At 40.6% G+C, this 22,198-nt stretch carries 15 protein-coding genes and 1 pseudogene; 8 read left to right on the forward strand and 8 right to left on the reverse strand.

The genetic code is table 11. The features are described from left to right. Positions 1–23: 23 nt before the first annotated feature. Together EJF36_RS18920 and EJF36_RS18925 are read right to left on the reverse strand one after the other, a co-directional pair. Positions 24–3,374 (reverse strand): dynamin family protein, encoded by a 3,351-nt coding sequence (locus EJF36_RS18920; protein ID WP_125907791.1) that lies wholly within the window; start codon positions 3,372–3,374, stop codon positions 24–26. A gap of 590 nt (positions 3,375–3,964) precedes the next feature. Then, positions 3,965–5,557, reverse strand: a complete 1,593-nt coding sequence (locus EJF36_RS18925) for a glutathione ABC transporter substrate-binding protein (RefSeq protein ID WP_125907792.1) — start codon at positions 5,555–5,557, stop codon at positions 3,965–3,967. 295 nt (positions 5,558–5,852) lie between these two features. Here EJF36_RS18925 and nikC point away from each other — a divergent pair, with 295 nt between their 5' ends. The 6 genes from nikC to EJF36_RS18955 all read left to right on the forward strand — a co-directional run bounded on the left by nikC (position 5,853) and on the right by EJF36_RS18955 (position 12,782). After that, positions 5,853–6,752, forward strand: coding sequence for a nickel transporter permease (gene nikC / locus EJF36_RS18930; RefSeq protein ID WP_125907793.1), 900 nt, complete (start codon positions 5,853–5,855; stop codon positions 6,750–6,752). 15 nt (positions 6,753–6,767) lie between these two features. Further along, the gene (locus EJF36_RS18935; RefSeq protein ID WP_125907794.1) at positions 6,768–7,691 is read left to right on the forward strand and encodes an ABC transporter permease; all 924 of its coding nucleotides are present in this window, start codon (positions 6,768–6,770) and stop codon (positions 7,689–7,691) included. Between the two features lie 12 nt (positions 7,692–7,703). Continuing rightward, positions 7,704–8,714, forward strand: coding sequence for an ABC transporter ATP-binding protein (locus EJF36_RS18940; protein WP_125907795.1), 1,011 nt, complete (start codon positions 7,704–7,706; stop codon positions 8,712–8,714). Next, positions 8,707–9,699 carry an ABC transporter ATP-binding protein gene (locus EJF36_RS18945; protein WP_125907796.1) on the forward strand — a complete coding sequence of 331 codons (993 nt, stop codon included), beginning with the start codon at positions 8,707–8,709 and terminating at the stop codon, positions 9,697–9,699. Before EJF36_RS18940 ends, EJF36_RS18945 begins: the two co-directional genes overlap by 8 nt. A gap of 882 nt (positions 9,700–10,581) precedes the next feature. Beyond that, a complete protein-coding gene (locus EJF36_RS18950; protein WP_125907797.1) occupies positions 10,582–11,349 on the forward strand; it encodes a PRC-barrel domain-containing protein in 768 nt (255 codons plus the stop codon). Positions 11,350–11,402: 53 nt separating this feature from the next. After that, positions 11,403–12,782 carry a sodium/glutamate symporter gene (locus EJF36_RS18955; RefSeq protein WP_125907798.1) on the forward strand — a complete coding sequence of 460 codons (1,380 nt, stop codon included), beginning with the start codon at positions 11,403–11,405 and terminating at the stop codon, positions 12,780–12,782. A gap of 676 nt (positions 12,783–13,458) precedes the next feature. Here EJF36_RS18955 and EJF36_RS18960 read toward each other — a convergent pair. From EJF36_RS18960 to EJF36_RS18975, 4 genes are all read right to left on the reverse strand, one after another. Beyond that, on the reverse strand, positions 13,459–14,244 hold the full coding sequence (locus EJF36_RS18960; protein ID WP_125907799.1) for a hypothetical protein: 786 nt from the start codon (positions 14,242–14,244) through the stop codon (positions 13,459–13,461). A 739-nt stretch (positions 14,245–14,983) separates the two neighbouring features. Further along, positions 14,984–15,937 (reverse strand): DMT family transporter, encoded by a 954-nt coding sequence (locus EJF36_RS18965; protein WP_260471946.1) that lies wholly within the window; start codon positions 15,935–15,937, stop codon positions 14,984–14,986. Between the two features lie 254 nt (positions 15,938–16,191). Next, positions 16,192–17,325, reverse strand: a complete 1,134-nt coding sequence (locus EJF36_RS18970) for a DUF4317 domain-containing protein (protein ID WP_125907800.1) — start codon at positions 17,323–17,325, stop codon at positions 16,192–16,194. 274 nt (positions 17,326–17,599) lie between these two features. Continuing rightward, positions 17,600–18,088 carry a hypothetical protein gene (locus EJF36_RS18975; protein ID WP_125907801.1) on the reverse strand — a complete coding sequence of 163 codons (489 nt, stop codon included), beginning with the start codon at positions 18,086–18,088 and terminating at the stop codon, positions 17,600–17,602. Between the two features lie 581 nt (positions 18,089–18,669). On the opposite strand from EJF36_RS18975, the pseudogene EJF36_RS22355 reads away from it, so the two are divergent. Together EJF36_RS22355 and EJF36_RS22285 are read left to right on the forward strand one after the other, a co-directional pair. Beyond that, a pseudogene (locus tag EJF36_RS22355) lies at positions 18,670–19,728 on the forward strand (plasmid pRiA4b ORF-3 family protein); the annotation flags it as partial. Positions 19,729–19,827: 99 nt separating this feature from the next. Next, positions 19,828–20,223 (forward strand): DUF6930 domain-containing protein, encoded by a 396-nt coding sequence (locus EJF36_RS22285; RefSeq protein ID WP_395940647.1) that lies wholly within the window; start codon positions 19,828–19,830, stop codon positions 20,221–20,223. Between the two features lie 129 nt (positions 20,224–20,352). On the opposite strand, the gene pfkB is transcribed toward EJF36_RS22285, so the two are convergent. Both pfkB and EJF36_RS18995 read right to left on the reverse strand, forming a co-directional pair. After that, positions 20,353–21,270 (reverse strand): 1-phosphofructokinase, encoded by a 918-nt coding sequence (gene pfkB / locus EJF36_RS18990; RefSeq protein WP_125907804.1) that lies wholly within the window; start codon positions 21,268–21,270, stop codon positions 20,353–20,355. Beyond that, positions 21,267–22,130, reverse strand: coding sequence for a tagatose bisphosphate family class II aldolase (locus tag EJF36_RS18995; RefSeq protein ID WP_125908458.1), 864 nt, complete (start codon positions 22,128–22,130; stop codon positions 21,267–21,269). The genes pfkB and EJF36_RS18995 overlap by 4 nt, the downstream gene beginning before the upstream one ends. Between the last annotated feature and the right edge of the window lie 68 nt (positions 22,131–22,198).

Genomic DNA, 22,198 nt, shown 5'->3' on the forward strand with positions numbered 1-22,198 from the left:
ATATCTTAGCTGGCTGTCCATATTTAAAACTCAACTTCTTCTAAAATAGTAAGATTGTCAACAGATTCGATAAACATTTCACCCGATTCCGTGACTTCTACGACATAGGATACTTCTATTTTTTTACGGTCACCGGAGCCATCCTGATAGTAATACTCGTCCTCAACATAGGCTGATACGAGGATATGATTGTGATCTAGCTCGCTGTATGTGTCGACAAAGAATTCAATATTGTTCATCTGCATGTTTTTCTCTTGCGCATATGTTAAATACGCTTCGGCATTAGCATATTCAGGCCCAGTCGGATCATAGTAGGCCGCCACGTTGGCAAATCCGTACTCATTAAAGGCGACAACCGATGCTTTATAGAAGCCTTCCATGAATGTCACGACATCTGAAACCGAAATTTGCGAAGCAGTGTTGATTGGTGCTTCATCGACGTTTTGTACGGTTTCTTCTTTCTGCGTGTCTAGTATTACAATCTCTCGAATTTCCAGATACGAATAGTCTGGGGTGTTAACTACATTTAGCCGGTACTGCTTTTCTTTTTCATAAAAAGTCTCTTGATTTTGGTCATCTGTAAATGTAAATGTTTCGGTTGTAGACACGAGATATTCTAGGTCTGTGACTTTTTCAATCGCGGTTACGGCAATTTTTTCAAAGTTGAATTTAAAGCCTTTGCCACTTACAGTCTCGATATAGTCTTCTATTTCGTGATACGCGACACTATCATACTTTAAAAATGGTCTTACTTCTTCAAAGCCATAATAATTTAGCGCATCCATATAGGATGTACGGAATCTTTCTATAAATGAAACTATTTCTTCGTTCGTGACATAGGATTGCTCGAACAATGGTTCTACGGTGACGTCCGTGATAGCAAGTCGACTGTCCGGTACCCAATCTAGTACATATTGCACGTTGTATTCACGAAGGTCACCTTCGAATCGATGCGTTTCACGCGTTCGGGCAACGACTTGTCTATTTTCGTCATAGCCGATAGACAACAGGCTATATGAATCTAGCATATCTTCAGAAATCATGTCTTTATGCTCGATCCAGCTGTAGTCTGTAAAATAATAATAGAAATCCATGCTTCGCCCGTATCGCAGCATTTCATTGTACATTTCGTGTAAAAAGTCCTGAATGCCATACTCACCAAAGTATTCGTATACATCAACGGCTTCTGTGTAGTCTGGGTCTTCGTATGTGTTGTAGCTTTCGTCCGAGTAGCTTTCGTCATAGCTCTCATCGTAATAGCTTTCGTCGTATTCTTCGTAGCCTGAGCTTTCGACTACACCATCTTCATACGGATATTCCTCATAATCGGAGGCGACTTCGTCATATATATCATCGCGGCTGTTCGCATACGCGACAATAAACGTACTGATGGCTGCTAAGCTTAACACTGTTACCAGTCGTTTTTTTCGCTTGTCACTTATGTCATGAATCTCTTGTTCCACTTTGTAGCGCAACAAATCAGGTGTAGAAAGAGGATTTCTTAACACCTTGCTAGGTCCTAAGCTAACAAGAATCTCGTCATATGTGAGATGTTTTATGTGCGGCTGTTTCTTTGCTGTTTTTACGGCTTTTGCCCACTCAGTAAATGGAAACTGTACATATAGTAAGCTAATTGCTTCAAACAACGCGGCACATTCTTGATATGCTTCTAGCCCAGTAATTTTTTCACCGTGCTGCTGAAGCGGTGGAATAACAGTGTCGATATAGCTGTCTAGCCATTGAAAATACTCCGCCATCGCTTGACTTGTAGATAGAGGAATCTCCTGCCACAACTCTTTAAATCCAGTTAAATATGTGTTATATTGCTCAACCTGAGCATTAGCGTGTGTTTTTATGGCATCGATATCGTTATTGATAAAAGTATTAAGATCAGCAGAAAGCTTCGCAAACATATTTTTTACTTTTTTAGCTTTTTTGGTGAGTGCCGTGTTTCTTCTATATAAACCCTCCGCATTGTGATTATAATTTGATTGCATCTGAGCAAATGTCGTAAGCTTCTTTTTCTTAAAATATTTCCTTGCTTGTAGGTCTATCCATTGTTGCTGTAATTCTTCCTTTTCGTTGTAAAGCGTTTGTATGTCTCTTGCTAATGTGGTTTCTTTATCCTGAAGGTCATGGACGAGCTCCTCACCTGTTTGCTGCCAATATTGAATAGGCGCCGGTTGAGCGTATGCACTCCCTGCCGCTTGTTCTACTTTTCCGAGCATTGCTTCTGTATTTGCAAGAGCCTCTTTTAAAAATGAAGGTTTAGGCTTTACACTCGTTTGCCAATACTCTAGTTTATTATTAAAGCTTTCATTCGCCACGTGATATTGTTCTTGTTTTTCAAGAAAAGCAGGGTAATCTGTAAAAAGAAAGGTCTCCATCTGAGGAAGCCGCTGACTTAATAAGAATGTTGCCTTCTCTTCAAGTAGGTTGTCATATAGATTTTTAAGAGGATGATAGAGGCGACGATAAACACGTTCCACCTTTTTATCCGAAAGCTTCTCTAGCTTTTTAAAAAGTGTATCTATCTCTTGCCAATTGCTCCACTCATACAATTGAGGATCGTTTTCAAGCTTTGATTGTAACGCTTCGCGTGCTGATACACCTAGCATCTTGTTTACAAGAGGATACAGGCGACGATAGTTATACTCTAGAAATTCATCCAACGAGTCCTCTTCTTCGTCCATCATATCTATGCCGTTAACGATTGCAATCGGTTCAATATTATTTTCTTTCAGTTTCTTTAACCACTCGACTTCCGTTGTGGTTCCGACATTTCGATAATTAAACAACCAAATCGCTACATCTGCACGCTGCAAAAAGCTTTCTGTTGCTTCCGTATGATGATCGTGCTGCGAATTCAAGCCTGGTGTATCAACAATTGTAAATTTTTTGAGAAGCTCATTAGGAATCTGCAATTCTATGTATGATAGTTGCTTACGAACAAAGGCAAATCGGCCTTCCCGCTCAGCTGTTAACTGCTCTAACCATTGCTCCTCATACTCTTTCGTTTCACCATTTTTAAAATGAGCAAAAATGCGTCTTTTGTCACCGTACGTAAGCTTCGTTACAACAGCCGTGGCCGGTGTGACATCCGACGTTACTTCTTCACTTCCCAACAAAGCATTGATAAACGTCGACTTACCAGCTTTAAACTCACCAGCAATCATAACGAGGAGCTCATCCTGCACATCGTCTTTCAGAGCACGAAAATCTATTGAATCATCGGCATATTTAGTATGGGACTCTATTAAGTTCTGCCAGTTCTCAATTCCTTCTATAAATGACTGCTTCCAGTTCGTGTTTGTATCCGTTTTTCTATCCATACCTGTTTTCGTGCCTATATTCTTGTTCATATTCGCGTCCATACCAATATACCCACCTCGCTTATAGTACCTATTATTAAAATTATATAATATTTCCTATTTTATTAGGAGATGGAAATAAAAAATAGGACTGAATTCCCGGGGCTCCGGCAGTGCGGGGACGGTTCTTGGTCTGCCGGGTTTGGCTAGCAGCGTGAGACCAAGCAAAAGCGGATTGGTCCTTGGCAAACCGGGGACGGTTCTCGGTCTGCCGAGCGAAGCGGGCGGTGGGGGCAAAAAAAGCGGATTGGCCTTTGGCAAACCGGGGACGGTTCTCCTGCTTCCTTCTCAGTGTCTCAGTGTAGGGTTTCAACAATATCTACATCCACATGGGTTTCGTTCGAAAGGTAATTTAAAAGCCCCAAATAGCTATTTACTAACTAGTTGGGGCTTTTTGCACGTAAACTTTTGGTTGCCTGCCAAAACAAACAGTACCCCCATCAATAGTAGATGGGGGTACACACATTATATATTAAATTTCACCACTTTAATACGTTACCGTTTTATCCCAGCAAGGGCCAGGCACCTTTTTGAGGGCAGGCACCTTTAGCGGGCACCTTTAGCGGGCACCTTTTTAGCGAGCGACGTCATCCTTATTTTAACTTAACATCCTTAAAGAATGGTGTACCACTGAAGTTTACAAACAATCCTTCTGCTCCATTTGAGCCAAATACGAAGTCAGGGTGCTGCAAGTAAACCATTGGTGCTTCTTCTACAAGAATTTCAGAGATTTCTTTATACGCGCTATCACGCTTATCTTGGTCAGCTTCTTGGCGTGCAAAGTCTAGTAACTCATCCACACGTGTATTCGTATAGAATGAACGGTTACCAGGAGAACCGTGCATGGCAGAGTGGAATAAAGCATATAAACCGTAGTCAGCATCACCTGTTACAGTAGTCCAACCAAGTAGGAATAACTCATGCTCACCTGCGGCAGTCTTTTCTAAGAACGTACCCCACTCAATAATTTCGATTGTCACTTCAATACCAAGTGGTAAAAGTTGCGCTTGAATCAGCTCGGCCATATCCGCACGTTCTTTGTTACCATCGTTAACATATAACGTTGTTTGGAAGCCATCCGCATATCCACCTTCAGCTAATAGTTGTTTAGCTGCTTCCACATCATATGGTAGTGGTGTTAAGCCTTGATAGTTTCCTACAACAGTTGGTGCAAGTGGTCCCACTGCTGCAACCCCTTGACCATCAAGAATTCCATTAACAATATCATCTTTATTCACAGCCATAGCAACTGCTTGGCGTACATTTATGTTGTCGTATGGTGCTTTGCCCATATGGAAACCTAAGTAGTCCATACGAGTTCCTCTTACACGTGTAATTTCAACATCAGACATAGCTGATACGCGCTCAACATCAGACGAACCAATTAACATAACATTCGCTTCGCCAGTCTCTAACATAGCAACACGTGTTGCTTGCTCTGGTACGTTTTTCATAACAACCGAAGCTACTGCTGGTTTTTCTCCCCAGTACTCTTCATTACGTACAAACTTGATTTCAGAACCACGGGCCCATGAATCGAATTTGAACGGTCCTGTACCGATTGGGTTTTCATCAACTTTCATCCCACCGCTATTTTCCCCTTCAATCGCCGATGGTGCGATGATAGAGCCAGCATTATGCGCTAAATGAGCTGGAAGTGGAGCAAATGGAATAGTTGTTTTGAAATGTACCGTGTAATCGTCAATGACGATTACCTCTTCTACCATGTTAAGTACAACAGCACGAGGTGACGCAAAATCTGGGTCTATTAATCTTTCAATAGACATTTTTACAGCGTCTGCTTTGAAATCTGTGCCGTCATGGAATTTTACTCCTTCACGAAGCTTAAATTCCCAAGTTAAGTCATCGATTTTATTATATTCTGTTGCAAGCAATGGAACCACGGATCCATCAGGTGCGTAATCCGTTAAACGTTCAAAGATTTGAGATGTAGCATTTGTTGTAGCAGTATCATTCATACCATGCGGGTCAAGGGTAGGAGCATCAGACCCACTCACAAATACTAATTCCCCACCACCGGAGCTTGCTGTTTCTTCAGTTTGCGTATCTCCATCTGTATTGCTACTATCACCGCTACTAGTATCTGCTGGTTCATTCCCACCACCGCCACAAGCAGCTAATACTAACACAAAAGAAAGCATGAACAAGAGAAAAAACTTTTTCATTCTAAGAATACCCCCCTATTATGTTTTGAGTTGACCGCGTGTCTGTACACGGTTAAAATTATATTAATCCATATATTGTAAAATTACAAGATTAATATTCTGAAAATTATTTATTAACAAAATATTGCGAAATATGTCTTTTTTCGTGTCATATTTTCTCGCAAACATGCTTAATATTACATTTAGAAGTTATTTTTTCAGTAGTAGTTTAATATTGTAGAAAAGGTCATTTGAAGTTATTATAATAATTAATTTTATCAAAATATTTAGATAACTATATTAAGGGGGTATTATAATGGCTCAACCACAGATTGATACGACACTTGTAGTAGAAACAAAGCAAAAGAGCATGAAAGCAGCTCGTTGGATATCTTTTTATAAAAAGTTAGCTAAAAACAAAGCTGCAATGGTCGGTGCTACGATTGTTCTTATTTTTGTAATACTTGCTCTTTTGGCACCTTTCATAGCTCCGCATGACCCAATAGAAATAAAAATACAAAATAAGTTACAGCCTCCTTCATCCGAGTACTGGTTAGGAACAGATGATAAAGGCCGTGACATATTAAGTAGATTATTATACGGCTCACGCATATCCTTGACAGTTGGGGTATTATCGACGGTCTTAGGAGCCATTGTAGGAATTATCCTTGGTATTGTAGCCGGCTATTATGGTAGATGGATAGATTCACTCATTATGCGAATAACAGATGTGTTGCTTGCCTTTCCAGGTATATTACTTGCGTTAGCGATCGTGAGCATTTTAGGAGCAAGCACACTAAACGTTATTATAGCTGTTGCTTTTTTTGCCGTTCCGACCTTTGCTCGTATTGTACGAGGTTCAACTTTGTCTGTTAAAAAGCTTGAATATGTAGATGCGATCCGAGCGATGGGAGCTAGCGATCTACGAATCATTGCAAAGCATATTTTACCTAATATTCTTTCTCCAATTATTGTACAAGCGACGTTATACATTGCATCTGCGATTATTATCGCTAGTGCACTTTCATTTCTTGGCATGGGAACAAAGCCACCTACGCCTGAGTGGGGAACGATGCTCAGTCAAGGAAGGTCTTATATAGCTCAAGCACCACACGTAACACTTTTTCCTGGATTAGCAATTTTACTAGTAGTTATAGGGTTTAATATGTTCGGAGACGGATTACGAGATGCACTTGATCCAAAATCTAAAAACTAGAAAGAAGGTGACACCATGTTTAAATATACAGTAAGACGACTACTACAAACGATACCGGTTATGTTCGGTGTGACATTAGCCGTTTTTCTCATGATGCACTTGATTCCAGGGGATGCAGCACAAATTATGGCTGGAGAAAACGCTAACCCTGAGCAGGTTGAAAAAGTACGTGAAAACCTTGGCTTAAATGATCCTCTTCATATTCAATATTTCCGCTACGTTGCCAATGCCGTTCAAGGAGATTTAGGGACATCCATTCGAACGAACCGCTCGGTTGCGGAGGAGATTTTTACAGATAGATTTTGGATTACGATTGAGCTAGCAATCTATGGCACTGGGCTAGCAGTCATCATCGGAATGATAGCAGGTATTATCTCTGCCACTAGAAAATACTCCTTCTGGGATGTGTCCATTATGATTGTGGCGTTGTTCGGTCTTTCGATGCCAAACTTCTGGCTCGGTATTATGCTAATCTACTTTTTCTCAGTAAATTTAGGATGGCTACCGGTAGCCGGCTGGGGCACATGGCAACAAATTATTTTACCCGCCTTGACACTCGGAACTGGCGGAGCAGCTATTATAGCTCGTATGACACGCTCGAGCATGCTTGAAGTGATTAATCAAGACTACATTCGTACCGCCTATGCAAAAGGGGTAAGTGATAAGCTCGTCATTTATAAGCATGCGTTACGTAACGCGTTAGTTCCTGTTGTGACGGTTGTCGGGCTTCAGTTCGGAACGTTGTTAGGGGGAGCCGTCATCACGGAGACAGTTTTTGCAGTTAACGGGTTAGGGCTACTAATTATCAATTCTATTCGCGCCCACGATTTTCCGATGGTGCAAGGTACTATTTTAGTTTGTGCTGTACTGTTTGTGTTTGTAAATTTTTTAGTAGATATAACGTACCGACTTATCAATAAGCGAATTGACTTAAATTAGGAGTGAACAAAGATGACCAAGACTACAAATATTTTAGAAGTAATAGACCTTCGTACATCTTTCTTCACTGATGACGGAGAGGTTAAAGCAGTAGATGGTGTTGATTTTACATTAGAAAAAGGAAAAACACTCGGCATTGTTGGGGAATCCGGTTCTGGAAAAAGTATCACGTCTTTATCCATCATGAGACTGTTGCAAGAGCCGGTCGGCAAGATAGTCGGTGGGGACGTTATTTTTAAAGGAGAAAGTCTTCTTAAAAAAACAAAGAAGGAAATGATGGACATACGTGGTAACAACATATCAATGATTTTTCAAGAGCCTATGACTTCTCTCAACCCTACGCTTACTTGTGGAGAGCAAATAGCGGAGTCCATTCGCATTCATCAAAAGCTGAATAAGCGTGAAGCATGGGTAAAAGCAATAGATATGCTCCGTCTCGTCGGTATCCCGTCACCAGAAAAACGCGCCAAGCAATATCCATTTGAACTATCTGGTGGGATGAGGCAGCGTGTTATGATTGGGATTGCTCTTGCCTGTAATCCCGAACTGCTCATTGCTGATGAGCCAACCACAGCGTTGGACGTAACAATTCAGGCTCAAATTCTAGATTTGATAAAAAACCTTCAGGAAGAATTAGGGACGTCTTTGATTATTATTACGCATGATTTAGGTGTTGTTGCTGAAATGTGCGATAAGGTGGCTGTTATGTACTGCGGGAAGGTCGTTGAGTACGCAGATGTGCACACCATTTTCACGAATCCTAAGCATCCTTATACGGTTGGATTGCTAAACTCTGTGCCAAAGCACGATGAGGATATCGAAGGTGATTTAGCGGTCATTGAAGGCTCTGTTCCAAGCCCCTTTGATCTTCCCGAAGGCTGTCGTTTCGCGCCAAGATGTCCACATGCTCGTGATATTTGTAAAACCTCCTTGCCAGATTTAGTACATACTGAAGACGGTGACGAGGTGCGTTGTTGGATTCACACCGATAAAATGGAAAAGGAGCTGATGACACATGAGTGAAAAAGCATTACTTGAAGTGAAAAATTTAAAGCAATATTTTCCCATTAAAGGTGGTTTCTTCGGAAGAACCGTCAACCATGTGAAGGCAGTTGATGACATTAGCTTTACTGTATACAAAGGGGAAACGTTAAGCATCGTAGGCGAATCTGGCTGTGGCAAATCCACGACGGGCCGGGCCATTCTTCGCTTAGATGACCCGTATGATGGTGAAGTGACATTTGAAGGAATAAACTTATTAAAATTAAGCAAGTCTAAGCTCCGTGAAAAAAGAAAAGACATGCAAATTATTTTCCAGGACCCGTATGCATCCTTAAACCCGCGACAAACTGTTGGCCAAATAATAGAAGAAGCGCTAGAAATTCAAAATGTCGTACCACGACATAAACGCAGAGATAAAATCATTGAACTCCTTGATACAGTCGGGATTGGACCACATCAAATCGACCGCTATCCACACGAGTTTAGTGGCGGACAACGTCAACGTATTGGCATTGCTCGTGCACTGTCCGTTAACCCAAAGCTCATCATTTGTGATGAAGCAGTATCTGCTCTAGATGTGTCAATTCAAGCGCAAGTATTAAACTTATTAAAGGATTTACAGCGTAAATTTAACTTAACGTATTTATTTATCTCACACGATTTAGGTGTCGTTCGCCATATTTCGGACCGAATTATCGTTATGTATTTAGGAAAAATAGTGGAGATTGCTGATAAAAAATCAATTTTCAACAACCCACAGCATCCATATACGCGGGCATTGCTGTCTGCAATTCCTAGTACGAATCTATCTAAGAAAAAAGAACGCATTATCTTGACCGGCGATGTACCATCGCCTATTAGTCCACCTACCGGCTGTCGTTTTCACACACGCTGCCCGTTAGCCATGGACCGGTGCAAAACCGAAGATCCCGCGCTACAACCTAGCGGAGACACTAACCAACAAGTAGCCTGCCACCTAGTCGAAAACGGACAAATCACCTACTAGTTGGCAGAGTGGGGACGGTTCTTGTGCTTCCTCAGCCACGACGGGATGGTGCTTTGTCCGCCAGGGCGCGGTTGGATGCGTGAGATTTCGCAAAATCGGATGGCTTTGGCAGAGTGGGGACGGTTCTACTGCTTCCTTGGTGTGTTGCTGGCAAGGCGGGGACGGTTCTTACTCTGCCGGGCGTGGCGAGCAGCGTGGAACCAAGTAAAACCGGTTGGCCTTGGCAGAGTGGGGACGGTTCTACTGCTTCCTTGGTGGTGTTGCTGGCAGACCGGGGGCGGCCTCTTGATTCTTGGCAAACCGGGGACGGTTCTTACTCTGCCATTCCGCACTTAATCAAATGAAGTTACGACTAGGGATTGCTTGATAGTGACGAAATGGGGCACACGCTAAATCGGGGGCAATACCTGGGGATAATCCTTACTCTGTCATGCGTGGTGTGTAGGTTGGTGTTTCGGATACACGCGAACGGTTTAGGACTATTTCACAGAAAGTAATCAATAGAATAACGTAGGTTAAATGGAAATCACAGTGCTGGTTTCAAACTGACGAAAATGGAACGGATAATAAGAAGCTAATCATCTTACAAGTAGTTGATTAGCTTTTTTTATGTCTATATATGTTACATGCAATCCAACAAACTACGGCCTTTTCAGTGCTAACGAACTGTTCTTCTACATTTCATTCTTTTGTCGGGTAAGAAGCGGAAAAATCCCCCTCTCCTTCTATCTGTCGTGCTGGTTGGCAGTACGAGAACCATCCCTTGTTTGCCGTTTGGCAGCATGAGAACCGTCCCCATGCTGCCATGTTTAATTTTTGTATACGAGGGAACTCACTTATACAAGATGAAAATAAATTCTAGAAGGAGGCGGAATAATTAATATGCTACATCAAGCATTAGCTTTGAAAAACTTTAATATTGAAGCGACAGACGGGAGTATTGGTGAGGTATTTGACTTCTTTTTCGATGATAAGAGCTGGACGATCCGATACCTTGTGATTGATACGATGAAATGGTTACCAGGCCGAAAGGTTCTTTTTTCACCTATTGAATTTGATGAAGTCGACTTACTTAATCAAAAGGTCAGTGTTTTTGCGTCCAAGGATAAGATTAAAAATAGCCCTGATGTTTATGAACATCGACCGGTTTCACGAGAACATGAAATAGCGCTAAGTGATTATTATGGTTGGTCATACTATTGGACAGGTACTCAAATTTGGGGGAATCATATTATACCTTACGACTTAAAGAAAACGACACGATCGGAAAACGAGCTTCTTAAGGAAAAAGAAGGGGAACAAAATCACATGCGAAGTGTGAAAGAAATTACCGGCGTGTTTTCTGGCTATAGAATTCATGCGCGTAACGGTGAAATTGGACATGTATCCGATATGATTATCGACGATGAGACATGGGAGATTCGCTACATCATAGTAGACACAAACAATTGGCTTCCTGGAAAGAAAGTGTTGGTTGCTACCGATTGGATTACAGATTTAAATTGGCCTGATAAAACCGTAACAGTAGACATTATGAAAGATTCAATTAAAAATGCTCCTGAGTACGATCCAACTGAACCACTATCAAAACAGGATGAGGAAAAACTATATCATTACTATAATAAAGCCGAATATAGCAGTCAATTGTAAAGGAAATCGTTTGGTTTCCTTTCTTTTTTTAATAGGGGGGATATACATAATATATGTTCTTAATTAGCTTAGCTATAATTGGAGTTTTACTTATTACTGGTAAGTTCATTCGATCCTTTGTCCCTTATTTTCAAAGTATTTTCATCCCAACTTCGATTATTGCTGGATTATTAGGGCTTTTGTTGGGAGAGCAAGTATTGGGGAGATTTTTTTCGGATAATCATATATTAGCAGATGGTCTGTTCACTGAGGAAATAGTCGCTGTTTGGAGAGACATGCCAAAGGTACTTATTACAATCATATTCGCCTCTTTATTTTTAGGGAAAAAGATTCCTAGCCCTAAACAAATTTGGAAATTAGCAGGACCTCAGGTTTCATTTGGGCAAACAGTTGCATGGGGACAATATGTATTAGGTCTTTTACTTGCGATCTTTGTTCTTACCCCTTTTCTTTCGCTTCCTGAAATGTCTGGCGCATTAATTGAAATTAGTTTTCAAGGAGGACCTGGAACAGCTGCTGGATTAGAGCAAACTTTTAACAGCTTAGGGTTTGAGCAAGGGCGTGATTTAGCGGTCGGACTTGCAACAATTGGAGTTATTTCCGGAATGTTAACGGGAATCACGATTATTAATTGGGGCATTCGTAAGAAAAAAACAACAGTTGCTAAATCTCCAGCAAATATGAGTTCGTATGAAAAGAAAGGAATCTACAAAGAGGATGAAAAGCCAACAGCTGGCCAATTAACAACTAGAACACAATCTATTGAAACATTAACAGTTCAATTTGCATGTATTCTACTAGCCATTGGCTTAGGACTTCTTTTACAAAAAGGATTTATAGTCATTGAAAATGCAACATGGGGTGCAAAGTATAATATCTTTATTTTTAAACACCTTCCGCTCTTTCCACTAGCAATGGTTGGTAGTGTCATTGTCCAACTTATTGAAAATAGGCTCATAAACTATTCATTTATGAACCGGCAATTAATAATGCGAATTCAAGGATTAGCTCTTGACTTATTAATCACATCAGCGATAGCTTCATTAGCACTCACTGCCATACAACAACATTGGATCGCATTCTTACTACTTTCTTTCGTCGGGATTAGTTGGAATATATTCGCATTTATTGTATTAGCACCTAAAATGATCCCGAGCTATTGGTTTGAAAGAGGTGTTGTAGATTTAGGACAATCAATGGGGATGACAACAACAGGCTTAATGCTTTTACAAATTGTTGATCCTGAAAAAGAAACACCTTCATTTGAAAGCTTTGGGTACAAACAATTACTGTTCGAACCGTTTGTTGGTGGCGGCTTTTTCACAGCAGCATCCATGCCATTAATCTACCAGTTTAATGCTTACTCTTTACTTATTGTTACTAGTATCCTTCTAGTATTTTGGCTCATGATCGGACTTTTTGTTTTTAAATGAAGCATGGAAGCATGGGGACGGTTCTTAGTCTGCCGTTGCGAGATGAGTTGATTGGTGAGGGGAATTAAATTGACGACATGGAAATTCTTTTTTTGCTCCGTCAGATGATGAGGTTGGATATAAAACAACAGGGGACAGTTCTTACTCGAGAACTGTCCCCTAAACGTGATTATTACAAGCAAATCAGTTGTTATATAATAAGTAACTCAAAAAAAGCAAACATGCAGCGCATACATGAAGGCTGGTCAATATAAGCTTTCCTTTAACCTTAAGTCTATTAAATAATATTAATATTATAAGAGATAGAATAACTCCTATAAAAGGTCCTACTGAGAAGCCGCCCAACATTGCTACGCCACCAAGGTATTGTAAGTCCGTAAAAAAGTAATAATAGCTTACGAAAATTGCGCTGCCTAAAAACCAGTAGACAAAGAAAGCTGAGAAAAAACATATAAACATTTAATTTGTAGTTCTCATGTTTTATCCCCTTTACGTTTGTAGCTATTCCAAATTTCAGGAAGCATGGAAGGGGTTCTCGTGCACCCTTCCTGTTGTCGGGATTTGCCGTGTGAAAACCGGTACTAGTATACGTCTCTCTCATGCCTAGCACTCGATAGCGCGAGAACTGGCCCTACTCTGCCTTTTAATAGAATGCAAATTTTTATAAACTTAGTTTTTATTGTTCATCCAACTGATTACAAATAATTGCTAATCGCCTAATTTCTTTTCTCATATTTTGATTCACAGGATAAACCTCTTCTAAATAATCCAAAATTTTAAGAGCAGATTCTGGAACTTGCTGATATCCTTGTAACATTTCCCTCATCATTCCTGCAAATTCTGGAAATCTTTTTTCTACCCGTCTATCATTCCCGAAAATATCTAGGTAATACTCTACTTCCTTTTCAATTAAATGAAGTACGGATAGGATATTATCTATTGCGTGGTTTTGAATAAACTTCATACCAGAAAACTTTTCGCCCCTTGCATACCTGCATAGCCCGACATATAAATTAGTCAGGGCTTCGTTTATAGCAAAGTCTAGCGACTCTTGGCGTATCAATGGGGCTCTTCTTAAAGGTGACACAATTTCTAGATTATTAAAGGAAGGTTCTTTCCAAACAATACGTCCAGGAGAAAAATGAATATTTCTCATTTCCTCTTCTTCAAATACCGCAAATTCACCATATATTCCATCTTCAAATAAAATCTTATAACCGTCTTTTGTATTTTTAAATGAATAAGCCAAAGGGTGAACAGATTCAAGCCAATCTAGTTGGTCTATAAATCTTGTTTTCAAGGTGGGCTTTGCGATAACAAAAAAGTCCAAATCAGAATATTCATCTAAACGTTCGGTCTCATTTCCAACTGAACCAAGGCCTAGTAACAGCAATGCATCACCCGTTTCTTCTATACTTCTTCCAATCTGATTGAGTCTTTCTAATAATTGCTTTTTTCCCATGTTAGCATCCCTCACTTAATTAACTCTTTTACTCAAAATCTCTACGCATATATCTTGTTTAGTTAGATTAAAATCATTCTTCACAAACTGTAATTATTTTATCATAAAATTATAATTATTCTTTTGGTTTATCCAATCAATAAAGTAAATACAGTCCAATTAATATAGTAATTAGCACACTTACAACAATTGTCTGCTAGTTTATTGGGTTGATATTTTGTATACCAATTCATGTATATAATTTCAATAAACATTAAAATATAGAAGTAAGAATAGACCAAATCATATGCGATTTGGTCTGCTATTTTGTATGTTGTTTACATGTTTCTCCACAGAAATGGAACCAGTAAGTAAGAGCACCTATTTACTTCGGTGCATAGAGACATTTCAAGAGCACTAAAAAAGCCAAACGATTTTGATTTTAGTATAATTATTAACCGAATAAAGGCTTTCGGGAAAAGGTAATTGACTACATATAGTAGATGGTTAGTTTTTCTTTTTCTGATCTGTCACTTTCCCACCGGTTTCGGACGGTTCCCTTGCATCTTTCTCGTCGTCGGGACTCGTAGTGAGAACCGGTGCTAGTCTAATTCTCTCTTCTGCCTAGCACTTGGCAGCATGAGAACCGTCCCCACTTTGCCTACTTCCCATGCCTGACTCGGTAGTGCGAGAACCCGCCCCACTTTGCCTACTTTCCATGCCTGACTCGGCAGCATGAGAACCGTCCCCACTTTGCCTTCTAGCTTGCTCGAGGGGTAGTCATTGACTTCTCATTTTTCTTCCCTTTATAGTTCACTACAATAATACCAACAGCAACCATAGAAATGGCAACTAAGATAAATACATTTAGATGTTCTTCTGGAATAAACATTGCGGATAATACTGTGCCAGAAACAGGGACAATAAATTTATACATACTCAATTCTCCCGCTGGGTTGAACTTCAATAAAGAGTACCAAAGGCCAAAAGCACAGGCAGAAAGAAGAGCAGAATAGAGTAATAACCCCCACCCAAAAGACGTAAAGGTAATGGCACCGGCAGCCATTTGCGGAAGTCCAAAGACAAGCATTATGCTAGAACCAAGGGTCAACTGCCAACCGGTCACAGCGAAAGGATGAATGCCCGTTGCCAACTCCTTAGCAAGAATCGTTGCAATGGCATTGGTTACACCTGATAGAATCATATAGCCTTCTCCATCCCAATGAAAAGAAAACTGAAGTGCCTCCCCCCAGTTTGCAGCTACAATTCCAGTAAATCCAGCGAGTAAACCGATGATTTTTTGCCAATTCAAACGATCATTTTTATAGTAAAAATGCACCATTATAACCGTAAAAAAAGTCCCAGCAGATGAGAGAATAGCCCCCTGCATCCCGGACACTTTTGCTAACCCATTATAAAAGAAAAAATATTGTAAAGCGGTCTGAACCAAGCCAAGGATAATTAACACAAAAAACTGCTTACGTTTTACGAGAATGCGTTTAGGACGAGTGATAAGCAAAAAGGCTAGCACGAGCAATCCTGCGATAAAAAAACGAATGCCAGCTAATACAATCTTTGCGATTATATCATCCGGTGCCATCTGCATTTCTATATAACTAACTTTCAAAACAGGAAAAGCACTCCCCCAAAGAATTGAGCAAAAAACCGCAATTCCTATCACCGACCATTTATGTTCAAAAATACCTTTCATCATATCTTCATCTACCCTACTTATCTATTTTATTAATCTTTATATCGCAAGGGAATCGAGGCTATTTTGCAAATTGTATGGAAGCATGGGGACGGTTCTCATGCTTCCTTTACTTTGCTTCTTGTAGAATGTGATTGAGCTTGCTCTCGCCTGTCTTCAAGCATCAGAACTTGGCAGTATAAGAACCGTCCCCACTCTGCCTACTCCCCAACCAAAATCAGACTTGGCAGCACGAGAACCGTCCCCGCTCTGCCACTCTATTCGAAGTGCATTTCTTCTTCGACTTCTAGGAGGAGGCAGCGTTTGCCTTCGAATGTAATGTATTTGATATTTTTAAGGTCATGGGGTTTGACGTTTATGTGTCCTACCTTTGTTGTGATTTTTATAGATTTAGGAACAAGGTTGTTGGCTTTGAATTCATGTTTTTCGTCATCTATAACCGTTTTAAAGGCAGACTCTACTTTTTCCGTATCGACATCTTCGACACCACTTACGGTTAAAATTCGTTCGATATCACGGTAATCTAGTTTTGGGGCTTCGCTTTCTTCGTTTTCTTCATTCTCTTTGACAATCCGGTCAATTTCTTCATATACATTCGCCATCACTTGCGTGTCTACATCTTTTTTAGCTACTTGTTTGACAACTTCTTCAAACGTGTCACTTTCTTCTGCAGCTGTAATAATATCGCCGCAACTCAGTACGTCTTCAATAAAAGAATAGCTCGGCTGATTTACCTTCCCTGCACAATACAGTATATGATTCACGTCCGCTGCATTACTTTTAAAAGCAGGAAATAAAAAACCTGCAAGCGGTGACGTTAAGTTGATGATAGGATCGAAAACGGTATTCGGTTTGAATTCTTTTTCTATGTAATCAAATAGTAATGTCTTTTGCGGCTGGTCAATTTTATTCATGCTGCAGAGAATGAGAGGGCTAGTATAGACTTCATCATCGCCGCCTTCTTCGGAATCTTGGCTTCGTTTTTTCGTCGGCTTTCGATACTCTGCACGAATAAACGTGATGATTGTATCAAACTCGTATGTTGCGTTTGCCACCATCTTTCCAACGATATCGAGCATGCTCTCTGTCCAGTCCTCCGTTGAGTCAGCTTGCATACCTTCCAACAATATCTCTTGCGTGTTGTCTTCGACATCTTGACGAAATTTAAGTTCAAAAAGCTTCGCATCTAATTGCCCTGTTAATACCTTTTTGAAATTTTTTAAAAATAACTCTTGGGTTTCTTGTTCTAACATTTCAAACGGTTGAGCAACATAATGATAAATGTCACCCGTTTCTTTTTTTACATATACGTTCAGGATTTCGTGAATTTTCATATTGTAATTATCTATTTTAAACTGCTTCCGTATATTGGCGATGTCTTTCCGGTTCATATTTTCCACTTCCTAACTAATGCTTTAACTGCTCGCTTTGCTCTGATAAAAACTTCTAGTCAATCAAGAACATAGCAGTTCAGTTACATAATTTCTTTTGATATTATCTTCTTTTGCAATTGTATTTATGTCACACGGGGACGGTTCTAGTGCATCCTTCTCATTTTAATGAGTTGGTAGCGTAGTACTGCCTATTCTGGTTAGTTGGCAATGTGAGAACTAGTCTCACGTCGACATACCTCGTTCGGCAGTATGAGAACCGTCCCCACACTGCCTATTTCATATGCTGATACAACAACTCACTAATAACCCGCTGTACATCTCTGTTCTTCTGTGATTTCAGCCACTCTACTTGATCAATCGGCAGCGTTAATTTAAGTGTTATCTTTTCAGTCGGCATTTCTACTTTACGAATATCTTCCAATGTCAGGCCGACTTCAATATCTGGAAACTCTAAATCGTTCTCGCTGACTGTAAGTACACCTTCGTAAGAGTCACCTTCATCTAACCCACAGGACAAGTTCAACCTAGGCAACTTCCCAGGTATGGACTTCAAAAACATAAAGGAATTTATAACTCTACTATCTTCTAATTCTATTTCCGCAATCAAACTTTCTCTATCTTTATATTTTTTTAGCGTGATTTCACTTACAATCATATCCACTTCCAACGTTCGTTCAGAAGCTGAATCAAAAATATAGATGGCACTATTAAACATGTATACTGGTTCTCCGTCAATCAACACTGATTTCACACCAACCATACGTCTTCCCCCATACCATATTAAAATCCTAATTTCTTGTATGTCTATCATATCAAAAAGAGAAGGAAAGTGGTGTTCATTTAGTATTGTTCTCTCATAAAAGGTTAAACGGGGACGGTTCTCATGCTTCCTTCCCATAGAGACGCTATGAGATGGAACAAGCCCGCTCATGCTTCCTTCTCACTATGGAAGTTAGCTTAGTGAGCACCAAACCAACTTCCCAACGCTAAGGTTGGCAGACTGAGAACCGTCCCCGTGCTTCTTTTAAATCAACTAGCATATTGCTAGCATTAACCGTCATTTAGCTATTAGTTTGATAGCACTTGCTAGTAAGACAATACGTCAAAAACGGTTTGATTTTACCAAAGGTCAATTCCAAAACCCTCCCCTGTTACATAATTAATAGGCAGACTGAGAACCGTCCCCTTGCTGCTTTTGGTACCTGGCAAACTGAGAACCGTCCCCACTCTGCCTGTTAACGTGGCAAACCTTGAACCCGCCTGCGCTTCTTCTTGTCCTGTACCTTTATTTCTTTTACAATTATATTAATCTTGATTGATTACGGAAATGAGGTAGGTACGATGGTTTTGCAGTTGAAGGTTTCATTGGTTGGGATGAAGCCCCCAGTATGGAGGCGGTTGTTAGTAGATGAAAACATGACCTTTCACGAACTTCATCAGGCTCTGCAGGTTGCATTCGAATGGTAAGACTCTCATTTGCATGATTTTAATCTGAGAAAAATAGGCGGAAAAAGTATACCATATGGCGAGATTAACATCGGCTCTGGTGATCCTGAATTAGACTTTGGGCCTCTCTCATGGGATAGTGAGCACTACGATGAACGAACAGAAATCATAGGTGATTGGTTCGTCACAGAAAAAGACCGCTGTGTATACACGTACGATTTTGGTGATAATTGGGAACATGATATAGTGCTTGAGAAAAAGCTACCAGCAGACCCTAACATGACGTATCCTTATTGTGCAAAAGCGATGAGGCTTGCTCCACCGGAGGATAGCCGTGGCGAGTTATTAATGGGAGAGTTGGAACTAGAGGAGATTAGTAGCAAAGAGCTAACAGCATGGATTAACGAGGAACTCGCTGATTTAGAATGGAGTTCGCCCGCCGAAACACAGCGAAAAGCAGATTGGTCCACTCTTCTATCTCTAGTTGACGAGTTTAAGCAACTACAGCCATGGAAATGGATGGACGACTATCATCAATTTATGGTAGCGGATCCTGTAACTGGGGAACCATGTATATGCTCCGTGATGGGTAGTGCTGGGCAAGAATTTGGACTGGCTGTTTATATTGGAGACGAAGGCATAGATTTTATGAAAAAAATTCAGGATGATTTGGTCAATGAGGACAACTACTTAGAACAACGCTCTATGATACTCAGCCTGTCTAATCGGAATGAACTGGACGAAGTAGATTATCGCATATTAACAGAAAACGGCTTTTCCTATCGAGGCAAGAATGATTGGCCACTATTTAGAAGTTTTATCCCAAACTATGTACCGTGGTTTTTAACCGAAAAAGAAATACAGTTATTCGCTACTATAATGGAGCAGACATTATACGTGTGCCAGCTTGCGAAAGAGGCCCCTCATCTCTTCGAACAAGAAGATCCAGATTCCTTCTTCTCTCGAATATGGGACGATGATACTCAAGAATGGCAGTCAACACTTGTTCAATTAATATCCAACGACGATACTGAAGCGGCCGTTCCTCTTTACATGAGTGAATTAGAATTACATAGCTTCAAAAAGAAGTACAATAAAATAAACAGAGCGATTGAATTCGGTGTGAAGCTCTTGCCAAATCCTATCCAAGAAAATGAAACCGACCGCCCGTACCTTCCAACTGTACTTGTTGGTATAGACCGAAAAACTGAAATGGTTTTGTTTCATGAGATACTAGACTTATCTAATAACAATGACACCGTTAAACAACACGCTGTTTTCGCATTGATAGAACAAATCCAAGGAGTCCCGAGAGAACTGTGGGTAACCGAGGATACAGCGCATATCTTTTCAAATGTAGCAAAAGAACTAGATATAAAACTAATCGCTGTGAAATCACTGCCTCGCGTCAACAATCTAATGAAGGAAATGAGAGCAAGTTATCGATAAGGCAGACTGGGGACGGTTCTCACGCTTCCTTCCCCCTTACTTCCTTGCAGAATGGGAACCGAACCCACTCCCCAACGATAAAATTGGCAGAGTGAGAACCGTCCCCTTGCTTCCTGACTCTATTCTTTTTTATTGTACTAAAATATTTTTTTGTAGTTGGTTAACTATGTTTTTGTCAACGTGAGCGGTACTTGCTGCCATGGCGTTTGCTGTGCCGAAGGCTGTTGCTAGTCTGAGTGAATCACTGAAGTTATACTGCCGCTGAAAAGCGATGGCAAGGCCGGCCATCATAGAATCGCCTGAGCCAACAGGGTTTATAACTTTCACTTTTGGGACGGTTAGCTTATACACCTGGTCATGATGAAAAGCGATGACACCGTCCGCCCCTAGTGATACAACAACATATTCAATACCACTCATCGATAAGTGTTTGGCAGCTTGTATGATATCTTCCTCTTCTGTTAGGCGGAAGCCTACTAGTGAGGCTAACTCATCAAGATTGGGTTTAATTAATGTTGGCCCAGCTTGTATCGCTTCCCCAAGTGCTAAGCCACTCGTATCAAGAAAGAACGGGACATTATGATCTCGAGCCTTCTTAATTAAGACACTATAAATATCAAACGGTACTCCATTGGGAATACTGCCTGACGCGACAATGATGGAAGATGTCTGAACCAGTCTTTGATAGGTTACTAGAAATGTACCAATCTCCGACTCTGTCACCGTAGGACCCGTTTCTAGTATTTCGGTCTGATAATTGTTTCCGACAATGGCGATACAACTTCTCGTCTCTTCTTTTATAGGAACAAATTGATGCGGCACTCCTACCTCTTGTAACCTACCTTTAATAAACTCGCCACTCTTTCCGCCAATTAATCCGGTCGCCAACACTTGTTCATTATACGATGCGACTACGCGACTGACATTGAGACCTTTTCCACCAGCTGTGGCCTCGTATTGTGATGTTTTAAACACGCTCCCTACCTTAAAATCATCGACTATATAACGCCTGTCTACAGAAGGATTCAGAGTAATCGTTGTAATCATGCTTTTCCGTTACTTCCTACCATCATTATTTTTTCTAATACTACTTTCCTCATTGCTTCTTTACCTGGTGTTAAGTATTTACGCGGGTCATTTGCTTGTGGATTTACTATGAAGTAATCCCTGACAGCTGCTGCAAATGGAATTTTGAGTTCAGTCGCTATATTAACCTTAGCGATACCAGAAGCAATCGTACGCTGCACATCGCGGTCAGGTATGCCAGACCCACCATGAAGAACTAAAGGAATCTCGATTAGCTCAGCAATTTTCTCTAATCTATTAAAGTCAAGTTTCGGCTCTGATTTGTACATGCCATGTGCAGTTCCGATGGCAACCGCAAACGAATCTATTTCCGTTCTTTCAACAAATTGAACAGCACTGACAGGATCAGTATAAAAGGAGTCCTTCTCATCTACTATGATATCATCCTCTTGCCCACCTAAGCGGCCTAGCTCTGCCTCAACAGATACATGGCGCGCATGAGCATATTCCACCACTTCTTTTACAATGGCAATGTTCTCTTCAAATGGGAAATGCGAAGCATCTATCATCACCGACGTGTACCCTAAATCAATCAACCTTTTAATATACGCGACATCCTCCGCATGATCCAAATGCGCGGCAATCGGGATATTATATTTTTTAGCTGCTACATTTAATATCGCGAGTAGATAATCTTCCCCCGCGTATTTCAAAGTACTCGGTGTAGCAGCAATCATAACAGGAGATTTCAGCTCTGCTGCTGCTTCACACACGACTTGTATCGTTTCGAGGTTGTGAATATTAAAAGCTGGTACGGCATACCCTCCTTTTCTTGCATCTGTTAGCATTTCTTTTACGGATGCCATAGCGGTAGCACTCATCATAAAGCCTCCTTTTATTAATGCTGTGTTAAACTTTTTGTTGATTTTCGCTCCATTGCGATTCGCCG

It is taken from the genome of Bacillus sp. HMF5848, from assembly GCF_003944835.1.
Lineage (GTDB): Bacteria > Bacillota > Bacilli > Bacillales > HMF5848 > HMF5848.

Coding starts and splice junctions, on each gene's coding strand:
- EJF36_RS18950 (WP_125907797.1), top strand. CDS start 10,582: ATGCTACATCAAGCATTAGCTTTGAAAAACTTTAATATTGAAGCGACA.
- EJF36_RS18970 (WP_125907800.1), bottom strand. CDS start 17,325: ATGAACCGGAAAGACATCGCCAATATACGGAAGCAGTTTAAAATAGAT.
- EJF36_RS18975 (WP_125907801.1), bottom strand. CDS start 18,088: ATGGTTGGTGTGAAATCAGTGTTGATTGACGGAGAACCAGTATACATG.
- EJF36_RS18995 (WP_125908458.1), bottom strand. CDS start 22,130: ATGAGTGCTACCGCTATGGCATCCGTAAAAGAAATGCTAACAGATGCA.
- EJF36_RS18955 (WP_125907798.1), top strand. CDS start 11,403: ATGTTCTTAATTAGCTTAGCTATAATTGGAGTTTTACTTATTACTGGT.
- pfkB (WP_125907804.1), bottom strand. CDS start 21,270: ATGATTACAACGATTACTCTGAATCCTTCTGTAGACAGGCGTTATATA.
- EJF36_RS18965 (WP_260471946.1), bottom strand. CDS start 15,937: ATGATGAAAGGTATTTTTGAACATAAATGGTCGGTGATAGGAATTGCG.
- EJF36_RS18940 (WP_125907795.1), top strand. CDS start 7,704: ATGACCAAGACTACAAATATTTTAGAAGTAATAGACCTTCGTACATCT.
- EJF36_RS18925 (WP_125907792.1), bottom strand. CDS start 5,557: ATGAAAAAGTTTTTTCTCTTGTTCATGCTTTCTTTTGTGTTAGTATTA.
- EJF36_RS18920 (WP_125907791.1), bottom strand. CDS start 3,374: ATGGACGCGAATATGAACAAGAATATAGGCACGAAAACAGGTATGGAT.
- EJF36_RS18945 (WP_125907796.1), top strand. CDS start 8,707: ATGAGTGAAAAAGCATTACTTGAAGTGAAAAATTTAAAGCAATATTTT.
- EJF36_RS22285 (WP_395940647.1), top strand. CDS start 19,828: ATGAGTGAATTAGAATTACATAGCTTCAAAAAGAAGTACAATAAAATA.
- EJF36_RS18935 (WP_125907794.1), top strand. CDS start 6,768: ATGTTTAAATATACAGTAAGACGACTACTACAAACGATACCGGTTATG.
- nikC (WP_125907793.1), top strand. CDS start 5,853: ATGGCTCAACCACAGATTGATACGACACTTGTAGTAGAAACAAAGCAA.
- EJF36_RS18960 (WP_125907799.1), bottom strand. CDS start 14,244: ATGGGAAAAAAGCAATTATTAGAAAGACTCAATCAGATTGGAAGAAGT.